Origin of the sequence: Pseudomonas sp. FYR_7 (assembly GCF_043106155.1) — a bacterium.
Classification (GTDB): Bacteria; Pseudomonadota; Gammaproteobacteria; order Pseudomonadales; family Pseudomonadaceae; genus Aquipseudomonas; species Aquipseudomonas parafulva_B.
Window position 1 is genome coordinate 19,303 of the sequence record NZ_JBICMI010000080.1, and the last position, 26,709, is coordinate 46,011.

At 62.0% G+C, this 26,709-nt stretch carries 24 protein-coding genes and 2 pseudogenes; 12 read left to right on the plus strand and 14 right to left on the minus strand.

What is annotated here, in order from left to right; translation table 11 throughout:
* The first annotated feature begins 117 nt into the window (after window positions 1-117).
* The gene (locus ACF8R3_RS20670) at window positions 118-639 is read left to right on the plus strand and encodes a DUF962 domain-containing protein (protein ID WP_078478063.1); all 522 of its coding nucleotides are present in this window, start codon (window positions 118-120) and stop codon (window positions 637-639) included.
* 64 nt (window positions 640-703) lie between these two features.
* Here the strand turns inward: ACF8R3_RS20670 and ACF8R3_RS20675 are convergent, their stop codons facing one another.
* From ACF8R3_RS20675 to pcaR, 3 genes are all read right to left on the minus strand, one after another.
* On the minus strand, window positions 704-1,993 hold the full coding sequence (locus tag ACF8R3_RS20675; protein WP_196126413.1) for an MFS family transporter: 1,290 nt from the start codon (window positions 1,991-1,993) through the stop codon (window positions 704-706).
* 136 nt (window positions 1,994-2,129) lie between these two features.
* On the minus strand, window positions 2,130-3,332 hold the full coding sequence (gene pcaF / locus ACF8R3_RS20680) for a 3-oxoadipyl-CoA thiolase (protein ID WP_392516076.1): 1,203 nt from the start codon (window positions 3,330-3,332) through the stop codon (window positions 2,130-2,132).
* A 191-nt stretch (window positions 3,333-3,523) separates the two neighbouring features.
* Window positions 3,524-4,399 (minus strand): pca regulon transcriptional regulator PcaR, encoded by an 876-nt coding sequence (gene pcaR, locus ACF8R3_RS20685; RefSeq protein ID WP_230375064.1) that lies wholly within the window; start codon window positions 4,397-4,399, stop codon window positions 3,524-3,526.
* Between the two features lie 429 nt (window positions 4,400-4,828).
* On the opposite strand from pcaR, the gene ACF8R3_RS20690 reads away from it, so the two are divergent.
* Window positions 4,829-5,029 (plus strand): hypothetical protein, encoded by a 201-nt coding sequence (locus ACF8R3_RS20690; protein WP_196141401.1) that lies wholly within the window; start codon window positions 4,829-4,831, stop codon window positions 5,027-5,029.
* Window positions 5,030-5,336: 307 nt separating this feature from the next.
* Window positions 5,337-6,809 carry an inorganic phosphate transporter gene (locus ACF8R3_RS20695; RefSeq protein ID WP_058603246.1) on the plus strand — a complete coding sequence of 491 codons (1,473 nt, stop codon included), beginning with the start codon at window positions 5,337-5,339 and terminating at the stop codon, window positions 6,807-6,809.
* Window positions 6,810-6,875: 66 nt separating this feature from the next.
* Here ACF8R3_RS20695 and ACF8R3_RS20700 read toward each other — a convergent pair whose 3' ends face one another.
* Entirely contained in the window at window positions 6,876-8,351 is a 1,476-nt protein-coding gene (locus tag ACF8R3_RS20700; protein WP_392516077.1) for a helicase HerA-like domain-containing protein, read from the minus strand.
* Between the two features lie 311 nt (window positions 8,352-8,662).
* Here ACF8R3_RS20700 and ACF8R3_RS20705 point away from each other — a divergent pair.
* From ACF8R3_RS20705 to ACF8R3_RS20725, 5 genes and pseudogenes are all read left to right on the plus strand, one after another.
* Window positions 8,663-9,535: pseudogene (locus ACF8R3_RS20705) on the plus strand (cache domain-containing protein); the annotation flags it as partial.
* Window positions 9,536-9,796: 261 nt separating this feature from the next.
* A pseudogene (locus ACF8R3_RS20710) lies at window positions 9,797-10,393 on the plus strand (methyl-accepting chemotaxis protein); the annotation flags it as partial.
* A 146-nt stretch (window positions 10,394-10,539) separates the two neighbouring features.
* Window positions 10,540-11,691 (plus strand): glycosyltransferase family 1 protein, encoded by a 1,152-nt coding sequence (locus tag ACF8R3_RS20715; RefSeq protein ID WP_081321260.1) that lies wholly within the window; start codon window positions 10,540-10,542, stop codon window positions 11,689-11,691.
* The gene (locus ACF8R3_RS20720; RefSeq protein ID WP_058637123.1) at window positions 11,684-12,448 is read left to right on the plus strand and encodes a DUF2334 domain-containing protein; all 765 of its coding nucleotides are present in this window, start codon (window positions 11,684-11,686) and stop codon (window positions 12,446-12,448) included. Before ACF8R3_RS20715 ends, ACF8R3_RS20720 begins: the two co-directional genes overlap by 8 nt.
* Entirely contained in the window at window positions 12,445-13,437 is a 993-nt protein-coding gene (locus ACF8R3_RS20725) for a lysylphosphatidylglycerol synthase transmembrane domain-containing protein (protein ID WP_058637124.1), read from the plus strand. Before ACF8R3_RS20720 ends, ACF8R3_RS20725 begins: the two co-directional genes overlap by 4 nt.
* Window positions 13,438-13,619: 182 nt before the next feature.
* Here the strand turns inward: ACF8R3_RS20725 and purU are convergent, their stop codons facing one another.
* Entirely contained in the window at window positions 13,620-14,471 is an 852-nt protein-coding gene (purU, locus tag ACF8R3_RS20730; protein ID WP_023534293.1) for a formyltetrahydrofolate deformylase, read from the minus strand.
* Between the two features lie 281 nt (window positions 14,472-14,752).
* On the opposite strand from purU, the gene mvaT reads away from it, so the two are divergent.
* Window positions 14,753-15,130: a histone-like nucleoid-structuring protein MvaT gene (gene mvaT, locus ACF8R3_RS20735; RefSeq protein ID WP_023534419.1), complete on the plus strand. Its 378-nt coding sequence runs from the start codon at window positions 14,753-14,755 to the stop codon at window positions 15,128-15,130.
* Window positions 15,131-15,200: 70 nt separating this feature from the next.
* Here the strand turns inward: mvaT and sbcB are convergent, their stop codons facing one another.
* From sbcB to ACF8R3_RS20750, 3 genes are all read right to left on the minus strand, one after another.
* Window positions 15,201-16,634, minus strand: coding sequence for an exodeoxyribonuclease I (gene sbcB, locus ACF8R3_RS20740; protein ID WP_392516078.1), 1,434 nt, complete (start codon window positions 16,632-16,634; stop codon window positions 15,201-15,203).
* A gap of 159 nt (window positions 16,635-16,793) precedes the next feature.
* On the minus strand, window positions 16,794-17,159 hold the full coding sequence (locus ACF8R3_RS20745) for a PilZ domain-containing protein (RefSeq protein ID WP_196185186.1): 366 nt from the start codon (window positions 17,157-17,159) through the stop codon (window positions 16,794-16,796).
* Between the two features lie 115 nt (window positions 17,160-17,274).
* Window positions 17,275-17,661: a hypothetical protein gene (locus ACF8R3_RS20750; RefSeq protein ID WP_023534272.1), complete on the minus strand. Its 387-nt coding sequence runs from the start codon at window positions 17,659-17,661 to the stop codon at window positions 17,275-17,277.
* 212 nt (window positions 17,662-17,873) lie between these two features.
* Between ACF8R3_RS20750 and pyk the strand changes: the two genes are divergently transcribed.
* Window positions 17,874-19,328: a pyruvate kinase gene (pyk, locus tag ACF8R3_RS20755; RefSeq protein WP_027914526.1), complete on the plus strand. Its 1,455-nt coding sequence runs from the start codon at window positions 17,874-17,876 to the stop codon at window positions 19,326-19,328.
* Between the two features lie 80 nt (window positions 19,329-19,408).
* Here pyk and ACF8R3_RS20760 read toward each other — a convergent pair whose 3' ends face one another.
* Window positions 19,409-20,329, minus strand: coding sequence for an iron-sulfur-binding ferredoxin reductase (locus ACF8R3_RS20760; RefSeq protein WP_392516079.1), 921 nt, complete (start codon window positions 20,327-20,329; stop codon window positions 19,409-19,411).
* Window positions 20,330-20,609: 280 nt separating this feature from the next.
* On the opposite strand from ACF8R3_RS20760, the gene ACF8R3_RS20765 reads away from it, so the two are divergent.
* A complete protein-coding gene (locus tag ACF8R3_RS20765) occupies window positions 20,610-22,133 on the plus strand; it encodes a fumarate hydratase (protein WP_058603255.1) in 1,524 nt (507 codons plus the stop codon).
* A 107-nt stretch (window positions 22,134-22,240) separates the two neighbouring features.
* Here the strand turns inward: ACF8R3_RS20765 and ACF8R3_RS20770 are convergent, their stop codons facing one another.
* Entirely contained in the window at window positions 22,241-23,110 is an 870-nt protein-coding gene (locus ACF8R3_RS20770; protein WP_392516080.1) for a carbon-nitrogen hydrolase family protein, read from the minus strand.
* Entirely contained in the window at window positions 23,107-23,697 is a 591-nt protein-coding gene (locus tag ACF8R3_RS20775) for a GNAT family N-acetyltransferase (RefSeq protein WP_058603257.1), read from the minus strand. The genes ACF8R3_RS20770 and ACF8R3_RS20775 overlap by 4 nt, the downstream gene beginning before the upstream one ends.
* A 115-nt stretch (window positions 23,698-23,812) precedes the next feature.
* Here ACF8R3_RS20775 and ACF8R3_RS20780 point away from each other — a divergent pair, with 115 nt between their 5' ends.
* Window positions 23,813-24,211, plus strand: coding sequence for a nuclear transport factor 2 family protein (locus ACF8R3_RS20780; protein WP_027914521.1), 399 nt, complete (start codon window positions 23,813-23,815; stop codon window positions 24,209-24,211).
* A 25-nt stretch (window positions 24,212-24,236) separates the two neighbouring features.
* Here the strand turns inward: ACF8R3_RS20780 and ACF8R3_RS20785 are convergent, their stop codons facing one another.
* From ACF8R3_RS20785 to ACF8R3_RS20795, 3 genes are read right to left on the minus strand one after another with little or no spacing between them, the layout of a single operon-like run.
* Window positions 24,237-24,815, minus strand: a complete 579-nt coding sequence (locus ACF8R3_RS20785) for a DJ-1/PfpI family protein (protein ID WP_058637230.1) — start codon at window positions 24,813-24,815, stop codon at window positions 24,237-24,239.
* 51 nt (window positions 24,816-24,866) lie between these two features.
* Window positions 24,867-26,024: a phosphatidylserine/phosphatidylglycerophosphate/cardiolipin synthase family protein gene (locus ACF8R3_RS20790; RefSeq protein WP_182139217.1), complete on the minus strand. Its 1,158-nt coding sequence runs from the start codon at window positions 26,022-26,024 to the stop codon at window positions 24,867-24,869.
* A 1-nt stretch (window position 26,025) separates the two neighbouring features.
* A complete protein-coding gene (locus ACF8R3_RS20795) occupies window positions 26,026-26,607 on the minus strand; it encodes a YceI family protein (protein ID WP_196121581.1) in 582 nt (193 codons plus the stop codon).
* Between the last annotated feature and the right edge of the window lie 102 nt (window positions 26,608-26,709).

A 26,709-nucleotide genomic window follows, 5' to 3' on the forward strand; every position in this document is an offset into this window, starting at 1 on the left:
GCGGTGGGTGGTGAGCAAGGCGCGGCCTTGGCATTCGCCAGGCTGATGATGATGGTGACCACAGCTATCCTGAGCTATATCGGGCACACCCCGGCAAGCCCACCAGGAGGCAGCACCATGAACACCCTCGCCGAGCACCTGATCCGTTACGCGGGCTATCACCGCGACCCACGCAATATCGTCACCCATTTCGTCGGCATACCCTTGATCGTCCTGTCCGTGGCCATTCTGTTGTCGCGGCCAGGCGTGTCCCTGGGCGGCATCTGGTTATCCCCTGCCCTGTTTGTCTCGGCGGCGGCTACCTGGTTCTACCTGCGTCTTGAGCTTCGCTTCGGGCTGGTGATGGGCGTCCTGCTGGGCCTGTGTCTGTGGCTGGGTCGCCTGCTGGCGGTGCAGACCACGGCGCTGTGGCTGTCGATAGGCGTGGGGGCGTTCGTGGTGGGCTGGATCATTCAGTTCGTCGGTCACCACTACGAGGGGCGCAAGCCAGCGTTCGTCGATGACATCAGCGGCTTGATCATCGGGCCGCTGTTCGTGGTGGCCGAGGCGGCGTTCCTGATGGGCCTGTGCCCTTCGCTCAAGCGTCAGGTCGAGCGCGCCGCCGGCCCCGTGGCGGTGCGTAAGGCCATGCGACACTGACATCGCCGGCAGGCCGTCCCGTCACAGCAGACGGCCCACCGAGCCTGACGTCCTGTGTCGGCCCTCAATGATCGTGGTGCAGGTACTTGGCTTGTTTTGGCAAGCGCAGGCTGAACAGGAAGGCAACGGCCATCATTGCCGTCACGTACCAGTAGAACGTGTTCTCCATGCCCAGGGTTTTGAGGCCCAAAGCCACGTACTCCGCTGACCCGCCAAACATGGCGTTGGCCACCGCATACGCAAGCCCCACGCCCAATGCCCGTACCTGGGGTGGGAACATCTCGGCCTTCACCAGGCCGCTGATGGAGGTGTAGAAGCTGACGATGCACAGCGCCAGGCTCACCAGCACGAACGCCATGAATGGGCTGCTGACCGTCTTGAGCGCCATGAGCAATGGCACCGTGAACACCGTGCCCAGCGCGCCGAACAGCAGCATGGAGTTACGCCGGCCAATGCGGTCGGACAACATGCCGAAGAACGGCTGCATCACCATGAACAGGAACAGCGCCCCAGTCATTGCGTAGCTGGCGTGCTTGGCGGTCATGCCGGCCGTGTTGACCAGGTACTTCTGCATGTAGGTGGTAAAGGTGTAGAAGATCAGCGAGCCGCCGGCGGTATAGCCCAGCACCGTGATGAAGGCCGCCAGGTGATTGCCGAACAGACCGCGAATACTCCCGGCGTCCTTGTCCTGGCGCGTCTCTGCGCTGCTGGTTTCGTGCAGCGAGCGGCGCAGCATCAAGGAGATAACGGCAGCGACCGCACCGACCACGAAAGGAATTCGCCAGCCCCAGGCGCGCAGCTCGTCTTCGGTCAGTAACTGCTGCAGGATCACCACCACCAATACTGCCAGCAACTGGCCGCCAATCAAGGTCACGTACTGGAACGATGCAAAGAAGCCCCGCTGGCCACGCAGAGCCACTTCGCTCATGTAGGTCGCCGTGGTGCCGTATTCGCCACCCACCGACAGGCCTTGAATCAAGCGCGCCAGCAGCAGCAATGCCGGGGCCCAGGTACCAATGCTGACGTAGGTGGGCAGGCACGCGATGGCCAAGGACCCGAAGCACATCATCAGTACCGAGATCATCAGTGAGTTCTTGCGACCGTGGCGGTCGGCCAGGCGTCCAAAGATCCAGCCGCCGATAGGCCGCATCAGAAAGCCTGCGGCAAACACGCCGGCGGTGTTGAGCAGCTGCACGGTCGGGTCATCGGAGGGGAAGAACGCCGGGGCAAAATAAATGGCGCAGAAGGCGTAGACATAGAAGTCGAACCATTCCACCAGGTTGCCTGAAGAGGCGCCGACGATGGCGAAGATGCGTTTGCTACGCTCCTCGCCGGTGTAGTGAGGGGTGGTCATGTCAGTCGTGCTCCTGGAGGATACAAGGTAAGTCTAGACATACCTGGTTACACAGTCGTTCCGCGTGGTGTGCAATCCGGTGCAGCGAGGCGGTGGAGGCTGCCCTGATCCCTGAGGCACCTGCGGGCTGGTTTCGTCAAAGGCGTTCAATTGCCAGCGCCAGCCCTTGGCCGACACCTACGCACATCGTGGCCAAGCCTTTGCGCCCGCCTGTGCGCTCAAGGTGGTGCAGCGCCGTCAGCACCAGGCGCGCACCGCTCATGCCCAATGGGTGGCCCAGGGCGATGGCCCCGCCGTTGGGATTGACCTGGGGCGCATCGTCCGCCACCCCCAGCCCGCGAAGAACGGCCAGCCCTTGGCTGGCGAAGGCTTCGTTGAGTTCGATGACATCGAAGGCGCTGATGGAAATGCCCAGTCGCTCGATCAGCTTGCGCACCGCAGGCACCGGCCCGATGCCCATGACCCGCGGGGCTACCCCCGCACTGGCCATGCCCAGCACCTTGGCGCGAGCGGTCAGGCCATGGGTGTGCACGGCCTCGGCAGATGCCAGGATCATCGCTGCCGCGCCATCGTTGACCCCCGATGCATTGCCCGCCGTGACCGTTTTGCCCACGCCATTGACGGGGTTGAGCTTGGCCAAGGCCTCAAGGGTGGTATTGGGCCGCAAGTGCTCATCATGCTCTACCCAGGTCTCACCCTTTTTATGCGCGATGCACACCGGCACGATTTCCTCGGCGAAGAACCCGGCAGCTTGCGCCGCTGCGGCCTTGTGCTGACTGCGCAAGGCAAACGCATCCTGGTCGGCGCGGGAGATACCGTAGTCGTCAGCCACGTTGTCGGCCGTTTGCGGCATGGCATCCACACCGTATTGCGCTTTCATGAGCGGGTTGACGAAACGCCAGCCAATGGTGGTGTCTTCAAGTTGCATGCTGCGTGAATAAGCGCTTTGTGCCTTGCCCGTGACAAATGGCGCACGCGACATCGACTCCACGCCGCCCGCGATGGCCAGCTCCATCTCGCCGCTGGCGATGGCGCGGAACGCCGCGCCAACGGCCTCCATGCCTGAAGCGCACAAGCGGTTGAGGGTGACGCCCGGCACGCATTCCGGCAGCCCGGCCAGCAGCAGCGCCATGCGCGCCACGTTCCGGTTGTCTTCGCCGGCCTGGTTGGCACAGCCGTAAAACACCTCGTCCAGTTGCGTCCAGTCCACACTGGAGTTGCGTGCGATCAGCGCCCTGAGTGGTACCGCCGCCAGATCGTCAGCCCGTATGCCGGCCAAGGCACCGCCGAATCGGCCAATGGGCGTACGAACGGCATCACATATATACACCTCGCGCATCTTGCCTCTCCTGCAATGGCCATGGGCGCCGGGGACAGAGGCACAATCGGTTACTGCAACTGTCCGCCGAATGGGCATCAGGTTAGGGACAAAGGCGGATCCACCACAATTGGCTCAAGACTGAAATGGGCGATTATCGAACGCTTTTGTCAGGTAGGCTGGGCCGATAATCCGCAGGCAAGCATGCATTCTCAACCAAACAGCTGATGGCTCAACTCTTGGCTAGCCTCCAGCAGAACAGGAAGAAACCGTTGTTCCAGTTCACTGCGCGGCACACGCCCGACGTGAGTACTGACGTTCAACGCCGCCAGCACCTGGCCTGAGGCGTCGTAGACGGGCACGGCAACCGAGCGCAGCCCCTGTTCGAGTTCCTGGTCGACCACGCACCATCCCTGGCTACGCACTTGCTCGATGCAGGCGAACAGCGACGGGGCGTCGTGCAGGGTACGGCTGGTGCGCGCCTTGAGGTCGGCGCGGTCGAAGTATTCGCGCAGGCTGGTGTCGTCCATGGCCGCCAGGAGGATGCGGCCCATGGACGTGCAATACGCCGGGAGGCGCCCACCGACAGACAAGTCCACCGAGATCAGGCGCTCTACTGTCGCCGAGCGGGCGATGTACAGAATATCGTCCCCTTCGAGGGTCGCCATGTTGGCCGCTTCGTGCAACTGGTCGCTGATTCGGTCCAGGTAAGGCTGCGCGGAAATGGCCAGGGGTGTCGATGACAGGTACGCATGGCCGAGCGTAAGCACTTTGGGCAGTAAGGAGTAGGTACGCCCGTCGGTGGTCGCGTACCCCAGCTTCATCAGGGTATGCAGGCACCGGCGCACGGCTGCCCGGGGGATTTCAGTGCGGTGGCTGATTTGCGCGATGGTCAGGTGCCGCTTGCGTTCCTGAAATGCCTGGATGACGGCAAGCCCGCGCGCTAAGGAGGTCATGAAGTCAGGATCGCCGGTGAACGCCTGAATGCGCTTGGCCGGTGATGCCACGATCGGCGGGGCCAGGGCTGGCGCCGGGCTGCGCGCTGTTTCGGGCAGGCCACCGTCACGGGCTGTTTTAACGTCCTTCATCGCACACCTCAAAAAAATCGCCGACTTGTGCGATTATCGAACAACCGGCCGATAATCGCAATTGACCGGCGACACGTTTGCTTATACCTTTCCAGTGCCACTTGTGGCTTCTTTGGAGAGACTGGTCAGGTACCCACCGTAGAAGTCCCAGGCAACGGCCCTGCCAATTGGTGGGGCCGTTTTGTTTGTGCGACTCGCATCGTTGGGTATCGAACTTTCATACGTTGAGGTTTTCTTAATTTCGACATGTGTTTGATTGCCCATCGCGCCAATCCCATCGCGCTAGCCTTGTTCGCGTGTTGATATACTCCGATCGTCTTGTTGGACGACTCGCCGATGTAGATCCCGCTGGCATGTTAACGTGTCGATACCGCATAACGGTTACGCCGACAGGGCGGTCCTCTTTTCAAATCAATTCAGGTACTGCATGTGACAAAAGAAGAATTGCGCGCAGAACTCGAGCGCCAAGCCGAGCGTTTCAAGGATGTGTATGGCGGCGAAGTGACCACCTATGCGGCGCAGCCGGAACCGGAACGCAAACCATGGCGTAAACGTGCCAACATGCGCGACCAGGCATTCAGTCAGGAGCTGGAACGCATGGAGAAGGAATTGCGCAGCGCCGCACCCTGAGTGCTTTGCCCAGTCGTCAAGTTGCGCAAGGGGTGCCCAAAGCGCCTGAGTGCTCTGGCGCAGTGGTTGTAACGGAATTTCACAAATTTCATACAGCCGTTTAAAACGATAAAGGCATCACCTTTTCGCGTATTTTGTTGATTTTTCGCTGACGTTGAATGCATTTGCCTTAGATGATGCCGGCCCACCTGCGGCTGCGAATGGCGTTTTCTGACCTGCGCGACATGATCAGCGGCTGCGGTGGGTGCATCGATTGCCAACGTTTTCTGGCATAATCCGGCCCCCCTACGACCGCCAGACAACCTTCATGATCGATTTATTCAGCGGACTGGATGCCTGGGTATTGGTGAGCCTGCTGCTCGCCTTGACCTTCGTGCTCGCCTTCGAGTTCATCAATGGCTTTCATGACACCGCCAACGCGGTAGCCACCGTCATCTACACCAAAGCCATGCCGCCACACCTGGCCGTGTTCTTCTCCGGCGTGTTCAACTTCCTTGGCGTTCTGCTGGGTGGGGTCGGGGTGGCTTACGCCATCGTGCACCTGCTACCGGTAGAGTTGCTGATCAATGTGAACACCGGGCATGGCCTGGCCATGGTCTTCTCGCTGCTGGCCGCAGCCATTACCTGGAACCTGGGCACCTGGTACTTCGGTATTCCTGCGTCCAGCTCGCACACCCTGATCGGCTCGATCCTGGGGGTGGGCCTGGCCAACGCGCTCATCAACGGCATTCCGCTGGGTGACGGCGTCAATTGGCAGAAAGCCATCGATATCGCCATGTCCCTGGTGGTTTCGCCGATTGCCGGGTTTGCCGTGGCTGCGCTGGTCCTGCTTGGCCTGAAATGGTGGCGCCCGCTGTCGAAGATGCACAAGACGCCTGAACAACGCCGCAAACTGGACGACAAGAAGCACCCGCCTTTCTGGAATCGCCTGGTGCTGGTGATTTCGGCCATGGGCGTGAGCTTCGTGCACGGCTCCAATGACGGTCAGAAAGGCATTGGCCTGATCATGCTGGTATTGATCGGCATCGTACCGGCCAAGTTCGTGCTCGACCTGAACAGCACCACCTACCAGATCGAACGCACCCGTGATGCCACGTTGCACATGAGCCAGTTCTACGAGCGCAACGCTGCCACGCTGGGTGAATTCCTGGCGCTGGGCAAGGCCAAGGCCAGTGACCTGCCTGAGCAGTTCAGCTGCAATCCGCAGCAGACCGAGCCGACCATCGCCGCGCTGCAATCCTCGCTGCAGGGCGTGACCGACTACCGGGCCCTGGACGCGGACAAGCGTGTCGAAGTACGCCGTTACCTGCTGTGCCTGGACGACACCGCGAAGAAGGTTGGCAAGCTGCCAGGCCTGGACGCGCGTGAAAAGTCCGACCTTGAAAAGCTGCGCAAGGACCTGACCGCCACCACTGAGTACGCCCCGTTCTGGGTGATCGTGGCCGTTGCCCTGGCCCTGGGCCTGGGCACCATGGTTGGCTGGCGCCGCGTGGTGTTGACCGTCGGCGAGAAGATCGGCAAGCAGGGCATGACTTACGCCCAGGGCATGTCGGCGCAGATCACCGCGGCCTGCGCCATTGGCATGGCCAACGTGTTTGCGCTGCCGGTTTCCACTACGCATGTACTGTCTTCCGGCGTTGCCGGCACCATGGTCGCCAACAAAAGCGGCCTGCAGGGCGGCACGGTGAAGACCATCCTGATGGCTTGGGTGCTAACCCTGCCTGCCTCGATGGGTCTTGCAGCCGGCCTGTTCTGGTTGGCGTCCAAGGCAATCGGCTGACCTCAGCCCGTATAAGAAGGCGCCGTAGGGCGCCTTTTTTATGGGCGATGGCTTCACACCGCGCAGCTACTTCTTCTTCCCGCCCAGCAACGAGCCCATCAGCCCGCGCACCAACTGCCGCCCCAGTTGATTGGCAGCCTGACGCACCGCCGACTTGATCGCCTGCCCGGCCGCGCCTTGCAGGAATTCGCCCGCCTTTTCGGCAAAACTGCTGTCATCGGCCTTGGGTTGCGGCGCGGGCTCCACCGCTTCGCCTTTGCGCTGGTTGAGCCTTTCGTAAGCCGAGTCCCGGTCTATGGGTTTGTCATAACGGCCAACCAAGGGTGAACGCGCAATCAGCGCACTGCGTTCAGACTCACTCAACGGGCCGATACGCGATTGCGGGGGCGCAATCAGCACCCGCTGCACCCTGGCAGGTGTTCCCTTGTCCTCAAGCGTGCCGACCAAGGCCTCCCCGATACCCAGTTCGGTCAGCGAAGACAACGCATCGAATGAAGGGTTGGGGCGAAAGCCCTCAGCTACGGCACGCAACGCCTTCTGCTCCTTGGCCGTATAAGCCCGCAGGCCATGCTGGATTCGCAAACCCAGTTGGGCCAGGACTGCATCGGGTAGATCCGCTGGGGACTGGGTGACGAAATACACCCCTACCCCCTTTGAGCGAATCAGCCGCACCACCTGCTCCAGGCGGTCCTGCAATGCCTTGGGGGTGTCCTTGAACAGCAGGTGCGCTTCATCGAAGAACAACGCCAGCACCGGTTTTTCGGCATCGCCACGCTCGGGCAGTTGCTCGAACAGTTCGGCCAGCAGCCACAGCAGAAACGTGGCATAGACCTTGGGTGCCTCATGCACCAGTCGGCTGGCGTCGAGCAAATGGATGCGCCCTCGCCCATCCGGGTCGGGCCGTAGAATGTCCTCGAGCTGCAATGCCGGTTCACCGAACAACGCCTCTGCCCCCTGTTGCTCCAGGGTGGCCAGCCTGCGCAGCAACGCCTGAACGGACGCGCCGGTCACCAGCGCACTGTCTTCGCCCAACACCTGCGGGTTGTCCTTCAAGTGGCCAAGCAGCGCTTTGAGGTCCTTGAGGTCCAGCAACAGCAGGCCTTCGCGATCAGCCACCTTGAAACTGGCATACAGCGCTGCCTGTTGGCTATCGGTGAGCTCAAGCAGGTTGCCCAGCAGCAAAGGCCCCATTTCGCTGATCGTGGTACGCAACGGATGACCCGACTGGCCCGCAATGTCCCACACGCTCACCGGATAGGCCTGTGGCTGGTGGCGCAACCAAGGCATCCCGGCGATGCGCTCGGCCACCTTGCCCTCAGGCGCGCCTTTGGCGCCCAGCCCACACAGGTCGCCCTTGACGTCGGCCGCGAACACCGCCACCCCGGCATCGCTGAACGCTTCGGCCAAGTGTTGCAGGGTCACGGTCTTGCCGGTACCGGTGGCCCCTGCCACCAGCCCGTGCCGGTTGGCAAGCCGCATCGCCTGCCCTACGGGCTGGCCATCAGGGCTCGATCCTACAACGATAAATGAAGATTCCGACATCTCTTTAATCCTCTGCTCAAGCTTTGTCTTACTCCGGCCGATACCTCTGGGTGATATTCGCCTTACTCAGAGAGAACAACCGAAAAAGGACTTTTCGGGATGTTGCACTGGCTGGGCCCTACAGCTGCGAATGCCTGATACAAAACCTTAGCGGACCCGATGATTTCATGAACAAAAGCCTTCGTTTCAGCCACAAGATTCTGCTGGCAGCATCACTGATCGTGATCCTCGCATTCAGCCTGTTCACCCTCTACAACGATTATCTGCAGCGTAATGCGATTCGCGAGGACCTTCAGGACTACCTGACTGAGATGGGCGCTTCCACTTCGACCAACATCCGCAGTTTGTTCGAGGGGCGTATCAAACTGGTCGAAAACCTGGCGCAGAATATTGCCCAGCAACCGGCCAACGCTGAAACCCTGATGGGCCAGCAGGCGCTGACATCGAGTTTCCTAACCGTCTACCTGGGCAGGGTCGATGGCAGCTTCAGCGTACGCCCGGATGCAAAGATGCCTGACGGCTACGACCCCCGCACACGCCCTTGGTACAAGGATGGCATGAGTGCCAGCGGCACCCTGCTGACCGAACCCTACATCGACATGACCACCAACAAGATGGTCATCGGCATCCTCGACAAGGTGGCCGATTCGGTGGGCGTGGTCGGGGGTGACCTGGCACTGGACGGCCTGGCGCAAATCATCAACTCGCTGAATTTCGGCGGCATGGGCTATGCGTTCCTGGTAAATGACCAAGGCAAGATCCTGGTCCATCCGGATCAAGGCCTGGTGATGAAATCATTGTCAGACCTGTTCCCCGAGCGCACACCAAAGCTCACGTCCGAGCTCACCGAAGTGCAAAGTGACGGCCAGGCCCGCCTGCTGACGTTCACACCGGTGACCGGCTTGCCTTCGGCCAACTGGTACATCGGCCTGTCGTTGGACAAGGACAAGGCCTTCGCGATGCTCAGCACATTCCGCACCTCCGCCGTGATTGCCACCGTGGTGGCCGTGGTGATCATCATCGCCCTGCTGGGGCTGCTGATCCGTGTGCTGATGCAGCCGCTGCACACCATGACACGGGCCATGGAGGACATCGCCGAGGGTGAAGGCGACCTTACCAAGCGCCTGCGCATCCACCACCACGACGAGTTCGGCATCCTGGGCAACGCCTTCAACCGCTTCGTCGAGCGTATCCACGGCTCGATCCGTGAAGTGTCCTCGGCCACCGAGCAGGTGAACGAAGTCGCGTTGCGTGTCATCAGTGCGTCCAACTCGTCGATGGCCAATTCCGACGAACAGTCCAACCGCACCAACAGCGTGGCGGCCGCCATTAACGAGCTGGGCGCTGCCGCCCAGGAGATCGCCGGCAACGCGGCGCAGGCGTCCCAGCACGCAAGCTCTGCAAGGCGCCTGGCAGAAGAAGGCCAGCAGGTGGTCGATCGCAACATCGCCGCCATGAACCGTCTTTCCGACTTGATCGTAACGTCCAGCGCCCACATCGAGACGCTCAACAGCAAGACCGTCAACATCGGCCAGATTCTCGAAGTGATCACCAGCATCTCCCAGCAGACCAACCTGCTGGCGCTCAACGCCGCCATCGAGGCCGCGCGCGCCGGTGAAGCAGGTCGTGGTTTCGCAGTGGTGGCCGACGAGGTGCGCAACCTGGCCCATCGCACTCAGGAATCCGCGCAGCAGGTCCAGGGCATGATCGAGGAGCTGCAAGTGGGTGCCCGCGAGTCGGTCGAAACCATGGACCAGAGCCAGCGTCACAGCCTGGACAGCGTGCAGATCGCCAACCAGGCAGGTGAGCGGCTGGAAAGTGTCACCGTGCGCATTGGCGAAATCGATGGCATGAACCAGTCCGTGGCCACGGCCACCGAAGAGCAGACGGCCGTGGTCGAAGCCATCAACATGGATATCAACGAAATCAACATGCTCAACCAGGAAGGCGTGGAAAACCTGCAGGCGACGCTGCGTGCCTGTTCTGACCTGGAGCAGCAGGCCAGCCGCCTGAAACACCTGGTCGGCACCTTCCGTATCTGAAGCCGGCCCAGCCCCGGCACCGACCCACCGAGCGCTATTGCCTAGCGCTCGGCTGCCGGGCGGCCAACCGCACAAGCTGATCGAACAAACTACCCTTCTGAAAGGTCAACTTCATGGCATGTCAACGCCGGTTTCGTTACCGCGCGATGACAGACCCGAAAGACGATCCCGGAGGGACGCAGATCGTGCACATTGCCGACATCACCATGTTCTACGCCCCGGCCAGCGGCGGCGTACGCACTTACCTTGATGCCAAACACCACCGCCTGGATGCCGTGCAAGGTGTCCGTCACAGCCTGTTGATCCCCGGCGCCAGCGCTCGGCATGAAGGCGGTGTCTATCATGTGCCTGCACTACCCCTGCCCTTTGGCAAAGGCTACCGCTTTCCGGTACGCCTGGCGCCATGGTGCAACACGCTGCGCACGCTAAAGCCAGACCTGATCGAAGTCGGCGATCCGTATCTGACCGCCTGGGCGGCGCTGGAAGCTCGCCGTCAGCTGGACGTGCCGGTCATTGGCTTCTATCACTCCGACCTGCCGCTGTTAGTGAGCAACCGCATGGGCAATTGGTTCACGCCCAACGTCGAGGCTTATGTCAGCAAGTTGTATGGCAATTTCGACCGGGTGCTCGCACCGAGCAAGGTCATGGCAGACAAGCTCCGTCGCCTGGGAGTACGTGATGTCCACGTGCAGCCTTTGGGCGTAGACCTGGAAACCTTCAATCCTGCACGCCGCGATCCACAGGTGCGAGCCGAACTGGGCATCGCCGACACCTGCCGGCTGCTGATCTATGCAGGCCGTGGCTCACGGGAGAAGAACCTGCCCGTTCTGCTTGAGTGCATGCGGCAGTTGGGGCGCGGTTATCACCTGCTGCTGGTGGGGTCCAATATGCCCGCCAATGTGCCCGACAACGTCAGCGTGATCGGCCAGTTCTGCCCACCTGACCAGGTGGCACGCCTGATGGCCAGCGCCGACCTGTTGGTGCATGCCGGTGACCAGGAAACGTTCGGCCTGGTCATCCTCGAAGCCATGGCCAGTGGTACGCCCGTGGTTGCAGTGCGTGCCGGCGCCTTCGGCGAAATCGTCAACGACCAGTGCGGTCGCTTGTGCCAACCCAACGACGCCAGGGCAATGGCCCTGGCCGTGCGCGAGGCGTTCGAAGCGGGTGCGCGCAAGCTCGGTGCCCAGGCCAGGCGCCATGTAGAGCAGCATTACTCATGGGACAACGTGGTCAACGGCCTGCTTGAGCATTACCAGGCCGTACTGGGCCACCAACAGCAGGTGCGGGCACATGCTTGAGGCCTCTCTCCGTTCCCGCAGCGTGATGCTGGTGCTGCATGACGTGGCCCCAGAGACCTGGCCAGACTACGAGCCGTTCGTGCAGGCGGTCGATGCATTGGGTAACGTGCCCATGACTTGGCTGGTGGTACCCGATTTTCATCGACGTAACCTGCTGACTCAGTCTCCCGGCTTCTGCCAGTTGCTCGATCGCCGTCTGGCCGCGGGTGACGAGCTGGCCCTGCATGGTTACGCCCATGCCGATGAAGGTCCCACGCCGCGCACGCCCCTGGACTACTTCATGCGGCGGATTTATACCCATGAAGGCGAGTTCTACGCGCTGGACGAACACCAGGCCATCGCCCGACTACAAGACGGCCTGGCGCTGTTCGACCGTCAAGGCTGGCCCGTGGCTGGCTTCGTGGCCCCCGCCTGGTTGATGAGCCAGGGCACACGACAAGCACTGCGCCAACTGCCGCTGAAGTACACCAGCACCCCGCAGCACCTCTATCGCCTGCCGGACTTTACCGCCATCGATGCACCCGGCCTGGTCTGGAGCGCGCGCAGCGCCTGGCGCCGTGGCGTGTCGCGGGTGCTCAGTGACTGGCAATGTCGACGTTGGCAAGGCGCCAACACCCTACGCCTCGGGTTGCATCCGGTGGACATGCGCCATCGCTACTCACGGGACTACTGGTTGCGCACCCTTGAAAAACTGATCGAAGACGGGCGTGAACCCTTGACTAAGTCAGCCTGGCTGGAGCGGCAGGTGGCAGCGTGAACCGCTGGCTGCTGCTGGGCTTGGCGCTGTTGGGCGCAGCGTTGGTGCCTGCACTGTTGGGCGGCAGCGAACTGCTGCCCAAGCTGAGCCGTTTCGATCCGCAGCTGCTCATGACGTTGGTGGGCATGATCCTGCTGTGCTGGGTGATCAACGCCTGCCGGATGCGCCTGCTGCTGGGCGATCAGGCAGCGCGTGTATCGCGGGTGCGCACATTGGGTGTGGTCATGGCCACCGAGTTCGCCATCTGCACCACTCCAGGTGGCGGCGGCGGCCCCTTGACCCTGATGGCCTTGCTGGCCCGCGAGGGCATCAGTGCAGCCCGCAGCGGCGCGGTGTTCGCGATGGATCAGCTCAATGACTTGGTTTTTTTCTTCTGCGCCATGCTGGCGATCGCAGGCTATGCGCTGTTTCACAGCCTTGGGCGCAGCCAGGAAAGCATGTTGCTAGGCAGTGCAGCACTGCTATGCGCGGCGCTGGCAGGCGTGGTGATGTTGCTGCGCTACCGGCGCAAGGTGATGCGTCTGAACGGCCGGCTGTTGCAGCGCCTGGGCACCAGCGCACCGCGTAAACGACGCTGGGCACGCAAGCTGCTTCGTTTCGTGCAGGCCTTGGCGCAAACCTGGCAGTTGCCCAAGCGCACTTTGTTTCTGGTGTTCAGCCTGACATGCGTCCACTGGGGACTGCGCTTTAGCGTGCTGTATCTCGTGGTCAGGGGCTTGGGCGTGGAGCTGGCCTGGATTCCCAGCTTCCTGGTCCAGATGCTATCGCTCAGCGCCGGTCAGTTCAGCATGATGCCCGGGGGCGCAGGCGCTGCCGAGCTGACCTCGGCCAGCCTGCTGACACCCATGGTGGGCAGCTCGACGGCGGCGGCAGCGATCCTGATCTGGCGTGCCATCACTTACTACCTGTATCTGCTCGCCGGAGGGCCGGTGTTCGTGTGCCTGCTGGCGCGTCCGCTGCTGGAGCGCTGGCGCCGTCAGGTGGGTTAAGCGCTTGCCAAAGCGCCGCGGCACCGGGAAAGTCGGTACCGTCGGTGTCCTGCAAGGCGTCGGGATCGTAGCGGGCCAGGCAACCCTGACCCACTACAGGGGGAGGTGAGGCTGTAGGGGTACCGCGCCGTCCCATGGGTCGATCCTCACGTTGCTCGACAGGTCTGGGAGTAGCCCTGCGATCAGTCGAACACCACTGTCTTGTTGCCGTGCACCAGAACCCGATCTTCCAGGTGATAGCGCAGGCCGCGGGCCAGGACCATTTTTTCCACGTCACGCCCGAAGCGGACCATGTCCTCGATGCTGTCGGCGTGGGTAACCCGCACCACGTCCTGCTCGATGATAGGGCCGGCGTCCAGCTCTTCGGTCACATAGTGGCAAGTCGCGCCGATCAGTTTCACGCCACGCAGCGCCGCCTGGTGGTACGGCTTGGCGCCGACGAACGATGGCAGGAAGCTATGGTGGATGTTGATCACCTTCTCAGCATAGTCCTGGCAGAGTTGCGGCGGCAGAATTTGCATGTACCGCGCCAGCACAACCACATCGGCTGCATGTTCCTGCACCAGGCGTGACACTTCGGCAAACGCCGGGGCCTTGTCCTTGGGGTCTACTGGAACATGGAAAAACGGAATACCGTGCCACTCGACCATGCTGCGCAGGTCATTGTGGTTGGAAATGACGCAGGGAATGTCGCAATCGAGCTCATCGCTGTGCCAGCGGTGCAGCAGGTCAGCCAGGCAATGGGATTCACGGCTGGCCATCAACACGACCCGCTTCTTCTGGGCAGAATCGGTCACGCGCCAGGTCATGGAGAACTCTTCGGCGATGGGCGCGAACGCCTCGCGAAAAGCCTCGATGCCGAAGGGCAGCGACTCGGCGCGAATTTCATGACGCATGAAGAACCAGCCAGTCTGCTCGTCGGAGTGATGGCTGGCTTCGGTGATCCAGCCGTTGTACAAGGCCAGGAAATTACTGACTTTCGCCACGATGCCGACACGGTCGGGGCAAGCGATCACCAGACGGTAGGTGCGCATGAATAAGACTCCAGAACTCGCAAAGGCGCTCATTCTAGCGGCACGCTGAGAAAAACGCAGTAATGATTGCGACGTGCTGCATAGGGCCGTTGGGCCTACGCGTTGGGAATCTTCTGACAAGATTTATAGATGAAACGGCAACCTAGGTAAATTTTTGTTCACTTGGAGAAATACTGTCACAGCTTATCCAACTGTTAATACATCAATCATATGTTTACTTGCGAGAGTTGCCTGTTTACTATTGCTCCACACATTCCCGAACACGCATTAAGGAACACTCCATGTCCCTGATCAACGAGTACCGTGCCACCGAAGAAGCCATCAAGGAACTTCAGGCCCGCCTGGCCAACCTGTCTCAGGATGACAAGCTGAAAAAAGAACTGGAGTTCGAAGGCAAACTGCGCACCCTGATGGGCGAATATTCCAAATCGCTGCGTGACATCATTGCCCTGCTCGACCCTGATGCCAAGATGAGCAAACTGCCGCGTGGCGCCGTGAAAACCACTGGCACTAAACGCGCGCGCAAGGTCAAGCAATACAAGAACCCGCACAACGGTGAAGTCATCGAAACCAAAGGTGGCAACCACAAAACCCTGAAAGAGTGGAAAGCTCAATGGGGCGGTGACGAGGTAGAAAGCTGGGCAACCCTGCTGGACTGATTGTCCGTTGCCCGCTATTTGATATTCGTAAAGAAAACGCCGGTTAATAACCGGCGTTTTTTTATGGGTTTCAATTGACGGCGAACCGCGTTTGCAACGCGTTGGCATGCAGTTGCCAGGCAGTCAGCACTTGCCGTCCTGCTTCATCCGCGTCAGGCCAGGCTACGGCCAGGGCATGGGCGAAATCACCCAAGGTATTGGGCGCACCCCAGCGGGGGTCAGCCAGACGCTGCCTACAAAAATCCTGCCATCGCGCGCGCTCTTCATCGTTCAAGGTGTCCGGAAAGTTACGCGCACGGTAGCGAAAGAGTAGTTCGGGCAGGCGTGGATCATCGAACATCCACTGCCCGGCGCCCAACTGTGCGGGCGCCAGCGAACGCACTTGATCGCATAGCCGCCGGTCACGCTGGCCGAGAAACCGCTCATACAATTGCTGTTCAGGATCTTCACTGGCCGCAAAACCGTCTTGTGTATAAATAAGCGCCAGTTTTTCCTGCCATTGATCCTGTTGACGGGCCAATGCCTCTGCGCGCCGTTGTAACGTATCCAGGTCGATCCCAAGACGCGCTTGATCGGCCGGTCGTATTACAGAAAGGGGCGCGACCACCGGACAGCGGTTGATCTGAATGAGTTTGAGCGGTACGGGCAGCTCGCCTTCGCCAAGTGTTTCTCGACGGGTATAGAGCCGCTGGCGTAAAGTTTCAGCATTTTCCTCAACCAGCGGCAGGGTTTGCTGATGCAGATCGCAAACAATCAATGCATTGCGGTTCTTAGGGTGCCAGGCCAATGGCAACACAATGCCCAGGTAATGACGCGCGGCACTGAAACGCCCGGAAATATGCACCATCGGCTGTAGCAACCGTATTTGCTCCATGACCTTATGCTTGCTGCGAAGCTGAAACAACCAGTCGTACAACTTGGGCTGCTTCTCGCGTATCAGCCGAGCAAGGGCAATGGTCGCCCGAACATCGGACAGCGCTTCGTGTGCATGGCCATGCTCGATGCCATTGGCCTTGCTCAACAACTCAAGGCGCAGACGGGTGCGCCCGTCCTGCTGGGGCCATTGGATGCCATCGGGCCGCAAGGCGCACGCCGCTCTAACGACATCGATCAAGTCCCAGCGGCTGTTGCCGCCCTGCCATTCGCGGGCGTAAGGGTCGAAGAAGTTGCGGTAGAGGCTGTAGCGGGTGACCTCGTCGTCGAAACGCAGCGTGTTGTAGCCGGCGCCACAGGTGCCGGGTTGTGCCAGCTCGGCGTGCACCCGCGCCATGAACTCGGCCTCGCCGAGGCCTTTTTCGGCCAACTGTTGCGGCGTGACGCCCGTCACCAGGCAGGCAGCAGGGTGCGGCAGTATATCGTCCGATAGGCGGCAATAGAGGTTGACCGGATCGTCGATTTCATTGAGGTCAAGGTCAGTACGTACCCCTGCCATCTGCACGGGCCGGTCGCAGCGCGGGTTGATGCCAGTGGTTTCGTAGTCATGCCAGAAGATGCTTGAGGTCACAGGGCCGTCCTGTTGCAGGGTCGCCCTGATTCTAACGCGTTGAGCCGGGCCTGACGTCGAGCCGATGAAGCTACCTGGGGCCAGTAGGGGGTGCTATGCAGCCCCTACTGGCGCGGGCCAGTCCCATGGGCAGGCATCAGCGTTGGCAATACCGACCTGTCAAACCGAGGTAGAGGAAGCGCGAAAACTGAAATACTCCTGCAGGGAGCGTACAAAGCCATCGTATTCGCGAGGGGCCTGCAACAACATGAAACCCGAATCGTAATACCCAGGGGTCTGGTCCTCGCGGCACCACAGGCAACTGGCCGTAAGGTTGACGAACTGATGCCCACCCCCCGTCAACGGCAGGCGCAACTGCAATTCGTAATCGGGGCCCACCATGACCGGCAGTTCGCTGATCAGCATCATGCCGTTTTCGGAGGCGTTGCCGAGCTGGCCCATCTCCTGGCCGTTGAAGCGATTGAACACTTTCAGGACAAAGGGCAGCTGGTGGCGGTCGATAAGTCGTTTATTGAATAGCGTCAAGGGCAGTCCGTCCGCGATGCCAGGAATGCCTGGTACTGGCGGTTGTTGTATCAGTTGAGTGACAGGTTAGCGCACGCTGCGGCAAATCTCCCTGTCAATACAACACACCTTGGCATTAGCGCCAAGGTACGCTCGTCGCTGGCCTGGTCACGGCCGGTTCACCGCCGCGGTAGTGGCCGAGTTTCTCCAGTGTTTGCAGGCGCGCCTGGGCACGGTAGGCATATTCATTGCCCGGATAGCGCTGGATCAGGTACTGGTAGGTCTGTGCGGCATCCACATACAACGCTTGCCGCTCCAGGCACTGCCCACGCAGCAACGCGACTTCCGGGTGGATGAACGGCCGGGCGCGGCTGGTACGATCGACCTGGGACAGCTCCAGCATTACCCGCTGGCAATCACCCCGATCATAAGCGCGGTAGGCATTGTTGAGATGGTGGTCCATGGACCAGCGGGTACACCCGACGGCACTGGCCGCGAGGGCTAAAACGATCAGCATGCGCATGGGACTCTCCTTTGCTGAACAGCATATCGGCCGACCCATCGGATTCTTCAACGATCGGCACTTACCGCGTTTGTTGACCGACACATACCAGCCAACAAACCCGTGCCCCTGTCACCTGCACAGTTTTCCAAAGCCAGGTAGTGCAACCTAACGATGACTACAGCCCGATTCAGGAGTAGCCTCTCGCTGCGCTTCACTATAGGAGTCTGTGCATGACCATCCGCCGTACCAAAATCGTCGCCACCCTTGGCCCCGCCAGCAATTCGCCGGAAGTGATCGAACAGTTGATCCTCGCCGGCCTGGACGTGGCTCGCCTGAACTTCTCTCATGGCACTCCGGACGAGCATAAGGCACGCGCCCGCCTGATCCGTGAAATCGCTGCCAAGAATGGCCGTCACGTGGCCTTGCTCGGCGACCTGCAGGGTCCGAAGATCCGCATCGCCAAGTTCGCCAACAAGCGCATCGAACTGAAAGTCGGTGACACCTTCACCTTCTCGACCGCTCATCCGCTGACAGAAGGCAACCAGGACATCGTCGGTATCGACTATCCCGACCTGGTCAAGGACTGTGGCGTTGGCGACGAACTGCTGCTCGACGATGGCCGCGTGGTCATGCGCGTCGAAACCGCCACCGCCGACGCCCTGCACTGCGTGGTGATCATCGGTGGCCCGCTGTCGGACCACAAGGGCATCAACCGCAAAGGTGGCGGTCTGACTGCACCGGCCCTGACCGAGAAGGACAAAGCCGACATCAAGCTGGCTGCCGAGATGGACCTGGACTACCTGGCCGTATCCTTCCCGCGTGACGCCAGCGACATGGAATACGCCCGCAAACTGCGTGACGAGTCCGGTGGCAGCGCCTGGCTGGTGGCCAAGATCGAACGCGCCGAAGCGGTTGCCGACGACGAAACCCTCGACAAGCTCATCGCAGCCTCCGACGCCGTCATGGTTGCCCGTGGTGACCTGGGCGTGGAAATCGGCGACGCCGAGCTGATCGCCATCCAGAAGAAGATCATCCAGCACGCCCGCCGCAACAACAAGGCAGTGATCGTCGCGACCCAGATGATGGAGTCGATGATCCAGAACCCGATGCCGACCCGTGCCGAAGTGTCCGACGTGGCAAACGCCGTGCTCGACAACACCGATGCCGTGATGCTGTCGGCCGAAAGCGCCGCCGGGTCATACCCGATCGAAGCGGTCCAGGCCATGGCGCGCATCTGCCTGGGTGCCGAGAAGCACCCGACCAGCCAGCGCTCCAGCCACCGCCTGCACACCACGTTCGAGCGCTGCGACGAAAGCATCGCCCTGGCAGCCATGTACACGGCCAACCACTTCCCGGGTGTGAAGGCGATCATCGCTCTGACCGAGAGCGGTTATACCCCACTGATCATGTCCCGCCTGCGCTCGCACGTGCCAATCTTCGCCCTGTCTCCGCACCGCGCCACCCAGGCCCGTGCCTCAATGTTCCGCGGTGTTTACCCGATCGATTTCGACCCGGCATCGCTGCCGGCCGACAAGGTCAGCCAGGCCGCCGTGGACGAGCTGCTCAAGCGTGGGCTGGTCGAGCAAGGTGACTGGGTGATCCTCACCAAGGGCGACAGCTACCACACCATCGGCGGGACCAACGGCATGAAGATCCTGCATGTCGGTGATCCGCTGGTCGGCTGATCGGCTGACGAGCCAGGGTTGCTTCGCGCGCGTTCCCCCGTGCGCAAGCGGCCCTGTGCAGGCACCGCAGATACGTCGGCTTAGGCGTGCTCGACAAAGCTGTCTGCAAACACCTGCCCCCTCGGCACCCCAGCGATGAACAGCCGTCGGGCAAAGCGTTCGACGCTGGCGGGCGCGCCGCATAGCAAGGCCAGAGTCTGTCTCGATGAAGGCCGCAGCGCAGCCAGTGCCTCCTCCAGCTGCGCGACCATCACCAATTCCACGTTTACACCTGGCAACTGCTGCAACGGCGCTGCCAAGTAGTGCCCTGCGCGGTCGCGGGCCACGTGCAGCAACCTGATCTCCCCCTGATGGCCTTGGCGCAAGGCTTCGCGCACGATGCCCCACAGCGGTGCAAGCCCGGTACCGGCAGCCAGTAGCCATAACGGTCGGTCCTGCCAGTCAAGGTCGTAATGCAATGCCCCGCCCCTCACCTCGCCAACGCGCAACACATCGCCCACTTCCAGCGCCCGCGCCCGGTCACAGAATGCACCGGGGTGCTGGCAATCGATATGAAACTCCAGGTAATCGTCTTCACCCGGCAGGCTGGCCAGCGAATAGGGCCGCGCCACCCCACCCAACCAGAGCACCGCGTGCTGGCCCGGCTGGTAGCGGACGCTGCGCTGGGTCCGCAGGCGCAACCGCAGCACATCACCGAACCAGTCCAGCTCGCTGACAGTGCCACCTACACCGTCGCGCAACGGATCGAACACCTCCACGCGCAGGTCTTCGACCACGCGGCACTGGCAAGCCAGGCGCCAGCCCACGGCATGCCTGTCCAGCGCCAGGGCTTCTGGCAGGGCGTCGAGGGGCAACCCGTCCTCACACCGTACCAGGCATGCATGGCAGCTCCCTGCGCGGCAGCTGTAGGGCACCCCGAGCCCTGCCTCGTTCAGGGCATCGAGCAAGTTGGCACCCGTCGGCACCGCCCAACAACGCGTGCCCACCCTAATTTCGGGCATGTTCACTCACCTGTTCAAACCCCTTGTGCCGATGGACGCGACCGCGCGCCCGTCGATTCTAATGCCCTGTCCTGTGCCTAGCAGCAAAAAGGATGCCGGCTACCGGCCAGACCATGGTCCTGACCACTCGCAGGTGTTTCACAGGGGCAGGCGCGCTATACTGCCGCGCCTTTTTTGCGTCGGCAGGCTGTCGGCGCGCCTTTGCAAGGCGTTTCGACAGGCTGGTCGGCTCCGTCGAACGTCTCACTGAATGTTCCCGTCTTTAAGAGGAGCGCGCTGCATGACCGTGATCAAGCAAGACGACCTGATTCAGAGCGTGGCCGACGCCCTGCAATTCATCTCGTACTACCACCCCGTCGATTTCATCCAGGCCATGCACGAGGCCTACCTGCGCGAAGAGTCGCCGGCTGCGCGCGACTCCATCGCCCAGATCCTGATCAACTCGCGCATGTGTGCCACCGGTCACCGGCCTATCTGCCAGGACACCGGCATCGTCACCGTATTCGTGCGCGTGGGTATGGATGTGCGCTGGGACGGCGCCACCCTGAGCGTCGACGACATGATCAACGAAGGTGTGCGCCGCGCCTACAACCTGCCTGAAAACGTGCTGCGCGCATCGATCCTGGCCGACCCGGCCGGTGCCCGCAAGAACACCAAGGACAACACGCCGGCCGTTATCCACTACTCCATCGTCCCCGGCGACAAGGTCGAGGTGGATGTTGCAGCCAAGGGCGGCGGTTCGGAAAACAAGTCCAAGATGGCCATGCTCAACCCGTCCGACTCCATCGTCGACTGGGTACTCAAGACCGTTCCGACCATGGGCGCTGGCTGGTGCCCGCCTGGCATGCTGGGCATCGGTATCGGCGGCACTGCCGAAAAAGCCGCGGTCATGGCCAAGGAAGTGCTCATGGAGTCCATCGACATCCATGAGCTCAAGGCACGCGGCCCGCAGAACCGCCTGGAAGAAATCCGCCTGGAGCTGTTCGAGAAGGTCAACCAACTGGGCATCGGCGCCCAGGGCCTCGGTGGCCTGACCACCGTGCTCGACGTCAAGATCATGGACTACCCGACCCACGCCGCCTCGCTGCCGGTGTGCATGATCCCCAACTGCGCGGCCACTCGCCACGCCCACTTCGTGCTCGACGGCACAGGCCCTGCGGAGCTCGAAGCGCCTTCGCTGGACGCCTACCCCGAGATCGTCTGGGAAGCGGGGCCAAGCGCCCGTCGTGTCAACCTCGACAGCATCACGCCCGAAGAAGTGGCCAGCTGGAAACCGGGTGAAACCATCCTGCTCAACGGCAAGATGCTGACCGGCCGGGACGCAGCCCACAAGCGCATGGTCGAAATGCTCAACCGCGGCGAAGCACTGCCGGTGGATCTCAAGGGCCGCTTCATCTACTACGTCGGCCCGGTCGACCCGGTAGGCGACGAAGTGGTCGGCCCTGCTGGCCCCACCACCGCCACGCGCATGGACAAGTTCACCCGCCAGATTCTGGAGCAGACCGGTCTGCTGGGCATGATCGGCAAGTCCGAGCGCGGCCCGACCGCCATCGAAGCGATCAAGGACAACAAGGCCGTCTACCTGATGGCCGTAGGTGGCGCCGCCTATCTGGTTGCGCAAGCCATCCGCAAATCCAAGGTCCTGGCCTTTGCCGAGCTGGGTATGGAAGCCATCTACGAGTTCGAGGTCAAGGACATGCCCGTGACCGTGGCCGTGGACAGCAACGGTGAGTCGGTGCACATCACAGGCCCCGCCTTGTGGCAGAGCAAGATTGCCCAGAGCCTGGCCGTCGAAGTGAAGTAACCCATGGCAACAGCGGGCGGCGCTTTCAGGGGCCGCTCGCGTGCGCAGCCATGCGCAGCCCAACCTGCGGCGGCGGACCTTGATGCCAGGGCCCGCCGCCGTTGCGTTTAAAGACGTTCGAATTGTTCGGGCCAGTCCCTGCGGGTAAATACCTGCCCCTGCTGCCTGACCCGGCGCACGGCCTCCAGGTCCAGATCGCACACCAGCCAACGGCTGCACTGCGAGTCGAGCGATTCGCTCAGAGCCATTACCCCATCCCCCGGCATGCCACGATCAGGCGGCACGAACAGCCCTGCCCGGCCTAGGTTCTCGTCCAATGCCGGCGACCAGGGTGCCAGCCCTACGGTCGGGCTCTGCAATACGGCCAGCTGGTTCTCCAAGGCGCGTGCCTGAGCCCCGATCCGTACACGGTGATAGCCGGCTTCGGTGTCGGTGCAGCTCGGCGCCAGGATCAGGTCAGCCCCACGCTCTGCCAACCGGCGTGCCAAGAGCGGGAACTCATTGTCGTAACAGACCAGGATGCCAAGACGGCCCAGATCGGTGTCGAACACCGTCAGCCCATGGCCTGCGGCAATGCCCCACTGTTCCCGCTCGAAGCGGGTCATCATCAGCTTGTCCTGATGCCCTAGCGCGCCTTTGGGGCCAAACAGCCAGGCGCGGTTGCGGTAGGCGCCGTCGCTGTCCAGTACCGGAAGCGTGCCTGGTTGCAGGTAGATGCCCCAACGCTTGGCCAGGCCTGCACACAGGGCCTTCCACGGCTCGATCAAAGGCTGGATGCCTGCAATGGAAGCCTTCAGGTCCCCCCGCTGCTCGGGTGTCAGCTGCCCGCTGAGCACCAGCCCTGCATATTCGGGCAGCAGCAGCAGGCGCGCGCCCGCCTCCACCGCCTCTGCACACAAGCCCTGCAGGTGGTCGGCATAAGCCTCCCAGGTTTCGTGCAGCTCAATGGCGTATTGGCAGGCCGCGACACGGATCAAAGGGGCAGTTCCTTGAGCCAGAACGACATCAGCTTGTCCGAGCTTTCCTGCTCGTCCAGGTCGCGCCAGGCATACCGGGTACGCAGTGATGGGTCATGGAGGAAACCGCGGTTGCGCCAGAACCCATGCAAAGGCTTGTAGTCGGCCGGGCGGCGCGGATGTACACCGGGCCGCTCCACGGCGCAGAACGCGCAGTAATCGAACTCGGCCAGTTTGTGGGCATAGGATTCGCGTTCGATGAAAAAACGTACCCCAAGCCCCTGCCCTCGGTATGGCGGCAGAACCACAGACTCGCCGAAATAGTAGACGCTGGCCGGGTCGCGGCCCTGGGCCACGAACGGCTCCTGGAACTCGGGCGCAACGTCGACCAGGGGCAGGCCCGTGGAGGCGCCCACTACCTTGTCCTCATCCATGGCCAGCACCACCAGGCTGCGCCCGGAACGGGCATAGGCGGCCAGGTAGTCGGCTTCGTACTCGGGCGAGCCATCGTAGAGGTAGGGGAACTCGCGGAACACAGTTAGGCGCAGACGAGCGAGGTCATCGATATAGGGCGCGATGGCGGCGCCGTGCAGTAGGCGTATTTGCATGCTTGGCGGTCGTTTTGTCGATGTGGATGACGCGCTCGGCTAAGCCGGGCTTGAGGGGAAACCCTATCATCCAGGCCAACGACACGCCTTTTCCCTACACGACAGGTAATGTTCCATGACCGCTACCGAATTGGTAAACGCTTACTACGCCGCGTTCAACGCAGGTGACATGCCAGGGTTTCTGGCCCTGCTCAGCGAAGATGTGATTCACGACATCAATCAGGGTGAGCGGCAGATGGGCAAGGCCAGGTTCGCCGCCTTCATGGACAAGATGAACCGCTGCTACCGCGAGCGCCTGGCCGACATCGTGGTGATGCAGAATGCCGACGGCAGTCGCGCGGCGGCGGAATTCACCGTGCACGGGCAATATGTGGCCGATGACGAAGGCCTGCCTGCGGCCACCGGCCAGACCTATGTCCTGCCGGCCGGCGCGTTCTTCTATATCCATTGCGGCAAGATCGCCCGCGTAACCAACTACTACAACCTCAACGATTGGGTCGAGCAAGTCGGCTGACCCATGGACTGGCCGGCCTGATGAGTCAGAGGATACGGGTGCCCAACACCTTCAAAAACGCCGCCAACCACGCAGGGTGAGCCGGCCAGGCGGGCGCAGTGACCAGGTTGCCGTCCACATGGGCCTGGTCCACCGCAATGTCGATATAGGTGCCGCCGGCCAGGCGCACCTCGGGCGCGCAGGCCGGGTACGCACTGCACTCCCGGCCTTTGAGCACCCCGGCAGCGGCTAGCAACTGGGCGCCGTGACAAACGGCAGCGATGGGCTTGCCTGCCTGGTCGAACGCTCGCACCAGCTCGAGCACTTTCTCGTTAAGGCGCAGGTATTCCGGGGCACGCCCGCCCGGGATTACCAGTGCATCGTAACTTTCGGCGCGGGCCCGGACGAAATCGTGGTTCAGGGCAAACTGGTGCCCCGGCTTTTCACTGTAGGTCTGGTCGCCTTCGAAGTCGTGGATAGCCGTGCGCACGGTCTGGCCCGCCACCTTTTCCGGGCACACGGCGTGCACGGTATGCCCAACCATGCTCAGCGCCTGGAAGGGCACCATGACCTCGTAGTCCTCGACGTAATCGCCCACCAGCATGAGTATCTTCTTAACCGTCATCGCATCCATTCCCTCGATTGCCTGTGAACCGTCATTGCACGATAGCTGCACTCAGTCGCGCCGGTCGAGCACGTTGGCCACCAACCGGTCCAGCCATCCCCAGATGCGCTGTTTGACCCGTCGCCAGAACGGCCTGGCGTTCCAATGCGCCAGGTCAACTTCCTCGCTCAGGGCAAAATCGCGTTCGAAACTTTCGACCACCGCGCTCGTCAGCGGCAGGTCCAACGCTTCTATATTGGCCTCCAGATTGAAGCGCAGGTTCCAATGGTCGAAGTTGCAGGAGCCGATGCTGACCCAATCGTCCACCACCACCATCTTCAGGTGCAAAAAGCACGGCTGATACTCGAAAATACGCACGCCAGCGCGCAGCAGGCGTGGATAGTACCGGTGACCGGCATACCGTACCGAAGGGTGATCGGTGCGCGGGCCGGTGAGCAGCAACCGCACATCGACGCCCTTGCCAGCTGCGCGGCGCAGCGAGCGACGCACGCTCCAGGTCGGCAGAAAGTAAGGCGTGGCCAGCCAAATGCGCTGCTTGCCGCTGTTGAGGGCACGTACCAACGAATGCAGGATGTCCTGATGCTGGCGGGCGTCGGCATAGGCCACCCGGCCCATGCCCTGCCCTTGCGCAGGCACCTTGGGCAGGCGCGGCAGGCCGAAGCCCTCGGCAGGGCGCCAGGCCGTGCGGCGATGGTTGGCCTGCCACTGGCGATCGAACAGCAATTGCCAGTCGCTCACCACCGGGCCTTGCATCAGCACCATCACCTCGTGCCATTCGCTGCTGGGCTGGCCCGGTTGCCAGAACTCATCGGTAACCCCGGTACCGCCCACCACCGCCCACTGCTCGTCGACCACAAGCAACTTGCGATGGTCGCGGTACAGATTGCGCAGCCCGCGTTTCCAATGCAGCCGGTTGTACCAGCGCAGGTAAACGCCGGCATCCAGCAGACGTTGCCGCAGCTTGGCGCTCAAGGCCAGCGACCCGTAATAATCGAACAGGCAGCGCACCCGTACCCCGCGGTGGGCCGTCTGTTCCAGCACCTGGACCACAGCCTCGGCGCAGGCCCCGGACTCGACCAGGTACAGTTCCAGGTCGACCTGCTTCCGGGCATGTTCAATGGCCGACAGCATGCGGGGGAAGAATTGTGGCCCATCGATCAGCAGCTCGAACTGGTTGCCATCCCGCCAGGGGAAGACCGGGCCCGGCATGTCAGCGTGCAGTGAAGATCAGTACCGCATTGACCGGTACGGATGGGTTGATGGCCGTAAGGTTGGCGAACTTGCGCAGGGCTTGCAGCCCCGGCATCAGGCCGAAATCCTCGGCGCGCAGCACCAGAGGCTCCAGGGTGACGACCTGGAACCGACGCTCGTCCAGGCGGGTGGCCAACAGCAAGGCGTCGTAGCGGTGGGACTGACCGTGCAACGTTACCGTCAGCGGTAGGCGCAATTCGATCTGCGCACCGTTGGCCAGGTCGTTGATCGGGCGCAGATCCAGTTGCGCCTGCACGGTCGCTTCGGCAAACCGTGCGACGTCGAACAATGTGTCCCGCATGCGCTCATCCCGCAACGGGACGCCGCTGCTGACCGAATCCATCTCGATACGAAGGCTAGCGGCGCCCTTGCGGTCCACCGTGCCATGCAGCACCAGGAAGCGGTGCACCTGCGCCGCTTCGCCGTTGGTGCCGGTGATGAACGACAGGCGAGACGACTCGCCGTCAAGGTGCCAATTGGCGTGTGCGGGCAGGCACAACGCAAGCAGCAGTGCAGGCCATAGGCGGAGTGACTTGAGCATGAGGGGTCTCGAAAATGCAGGCGACTCACCTTACCGCGCAGGTCTTTGGCACAGCAAGCGCCAGCACGTTCGCCGCCACGCCCAACCGGCGGGTCATGCAAG

Bases quoted from the DNA above. Each gene is read 5' to 3' on its own strand.
- pcaF (WP_392516076.1), bottom strand. From the start codon at position 3,332: ATGCGCGAGGTGTATATATGTGATGCCGTTCGTACGCCCATTGGCCGA.
- ACF8R3_RS20785 (WP_058637230.1), bottom strand. From the start codon at position 24,815: ATGACGGTTAAGAAGATACTCATGCTGGTGGGCGATTACGTCGAGGAC.
- ACF8R3_RS20795 (WP_196121581.1), bottom strand. From the start codon at position 26,607: ATGCTCAAGTCACTCCGCCTATGGCCTGCACTGCTGCTTGCGTTGTGC.
- purU (WP_023534293.1), bottom strand. From the start codon at position 14,471: ATGCGCACCTACCGTCTGGTGATCGCTTGCCCCGACCGTGTCGGCATC.
- ACF8R3_RS20750 (WP_023534272.1), bottom strand. From the start codon at position 17,661: ATGCGCATGCTGATCGTTTTAGCCCTCGCGGCCAGTGCCGTCGGGTGT.
- pcaR (WP_230375064.1), bottom strand. From the start codon at position 4,399: ATGAAGGACGTTAAAACAGCCCGTGACGGTGGCCTGCCCGAAACAGCG.
- ACF8R3_RS20790 (WP_182139217.1), bottom strand. From the start codon at position 26,024: ATGCCGGGCCCGGTCTTCCCCTGGCGGGATGGCAACCAGTTCGAGCTG.
- ACF8R3_RS20695 (WP_058603246.1), top strand. From the start codon at position 5,337: ATGATCGATTTATTCAGCGGACTGGATGCCTGGGTATTGGTGAGCCTG.
- ACF8R3_RS20720 (WP_058637123.1), top strand. From the start codon at position 11,684: ATGCTTGAGGCCTCTCTCCGTTCCCGCAGCGTGATGCTGGTGCTGCAT.
- ACF8R3_RS20780 (WP_027914521.1), top strand. From the start codon at position 23,813: ATGACCGCTACCGAATTGGTAAACGCTTACTACGCCGCGTTCAACGCA.
- ACF8R3_RS20700 (WP_392516077.1), bottom strand. From the start codon at position 8,351: ATGTCGGAATCTTCATTTATCGTTGTAGGATCGAGCCCTGATGGCCAG.
- ACF8R3_RS20715 (WP_081321260.1), top strand. From the start codon at position 10,540: ATGACAGACCCGAAAGACGATCCCGGAGGGACGCAGATCGTGCACATT.
- ACF8R3_RS20675 (WP_196126413.1), bottom strand. From the start codon at position 1,993: ATGACCACCCCTCACTACACCGGCGAGGAGCGTAGCAAACGCATCTTC.
- pyk (WP_027914526.1), top strand. From the start codon at position 17,874: ATGACCATCCGCCGTACCAAAATCGTCGCCACCCTTGGCCCCGCCAGC.
- ACF8R3_RS20765 (WP_058603255.1), top strand. From the start codon at position 20,610: ATGACCGTGATCAAGCAAGACGACCTGATTCAGAGCGTGGCCGACGCC.
- ACF8R3_RS20670 (WP_078478063.1), top strand. From the start codon at position 118: ATGAACACCCTCGCCGAGCACCTGATCCGTTACGCGGGCTATCACCGC.
- mvaT (WP_023534419.1), top strand. From the start codon at position 14,753: ATGTCCCTGATCAACGAGTACCGTGCCACCGAAGAAGCCATCAAGGAA.
- ACF8R3_RS20775 (WP_058603257.1), bottom strand. From the start codon at position 23,697: ATGCAAATACGCCTACTGCACGGCGCCGCCATCGCGCCCTATATCGAT.
- ACF8R3_RS20760 (WP_392516079.1), bottom strand. From the start codon at position 20,329: ATGCCCGAAATTAGGGTGGGCACGCGTTGTTGGGCGGTGCCGACGGGT.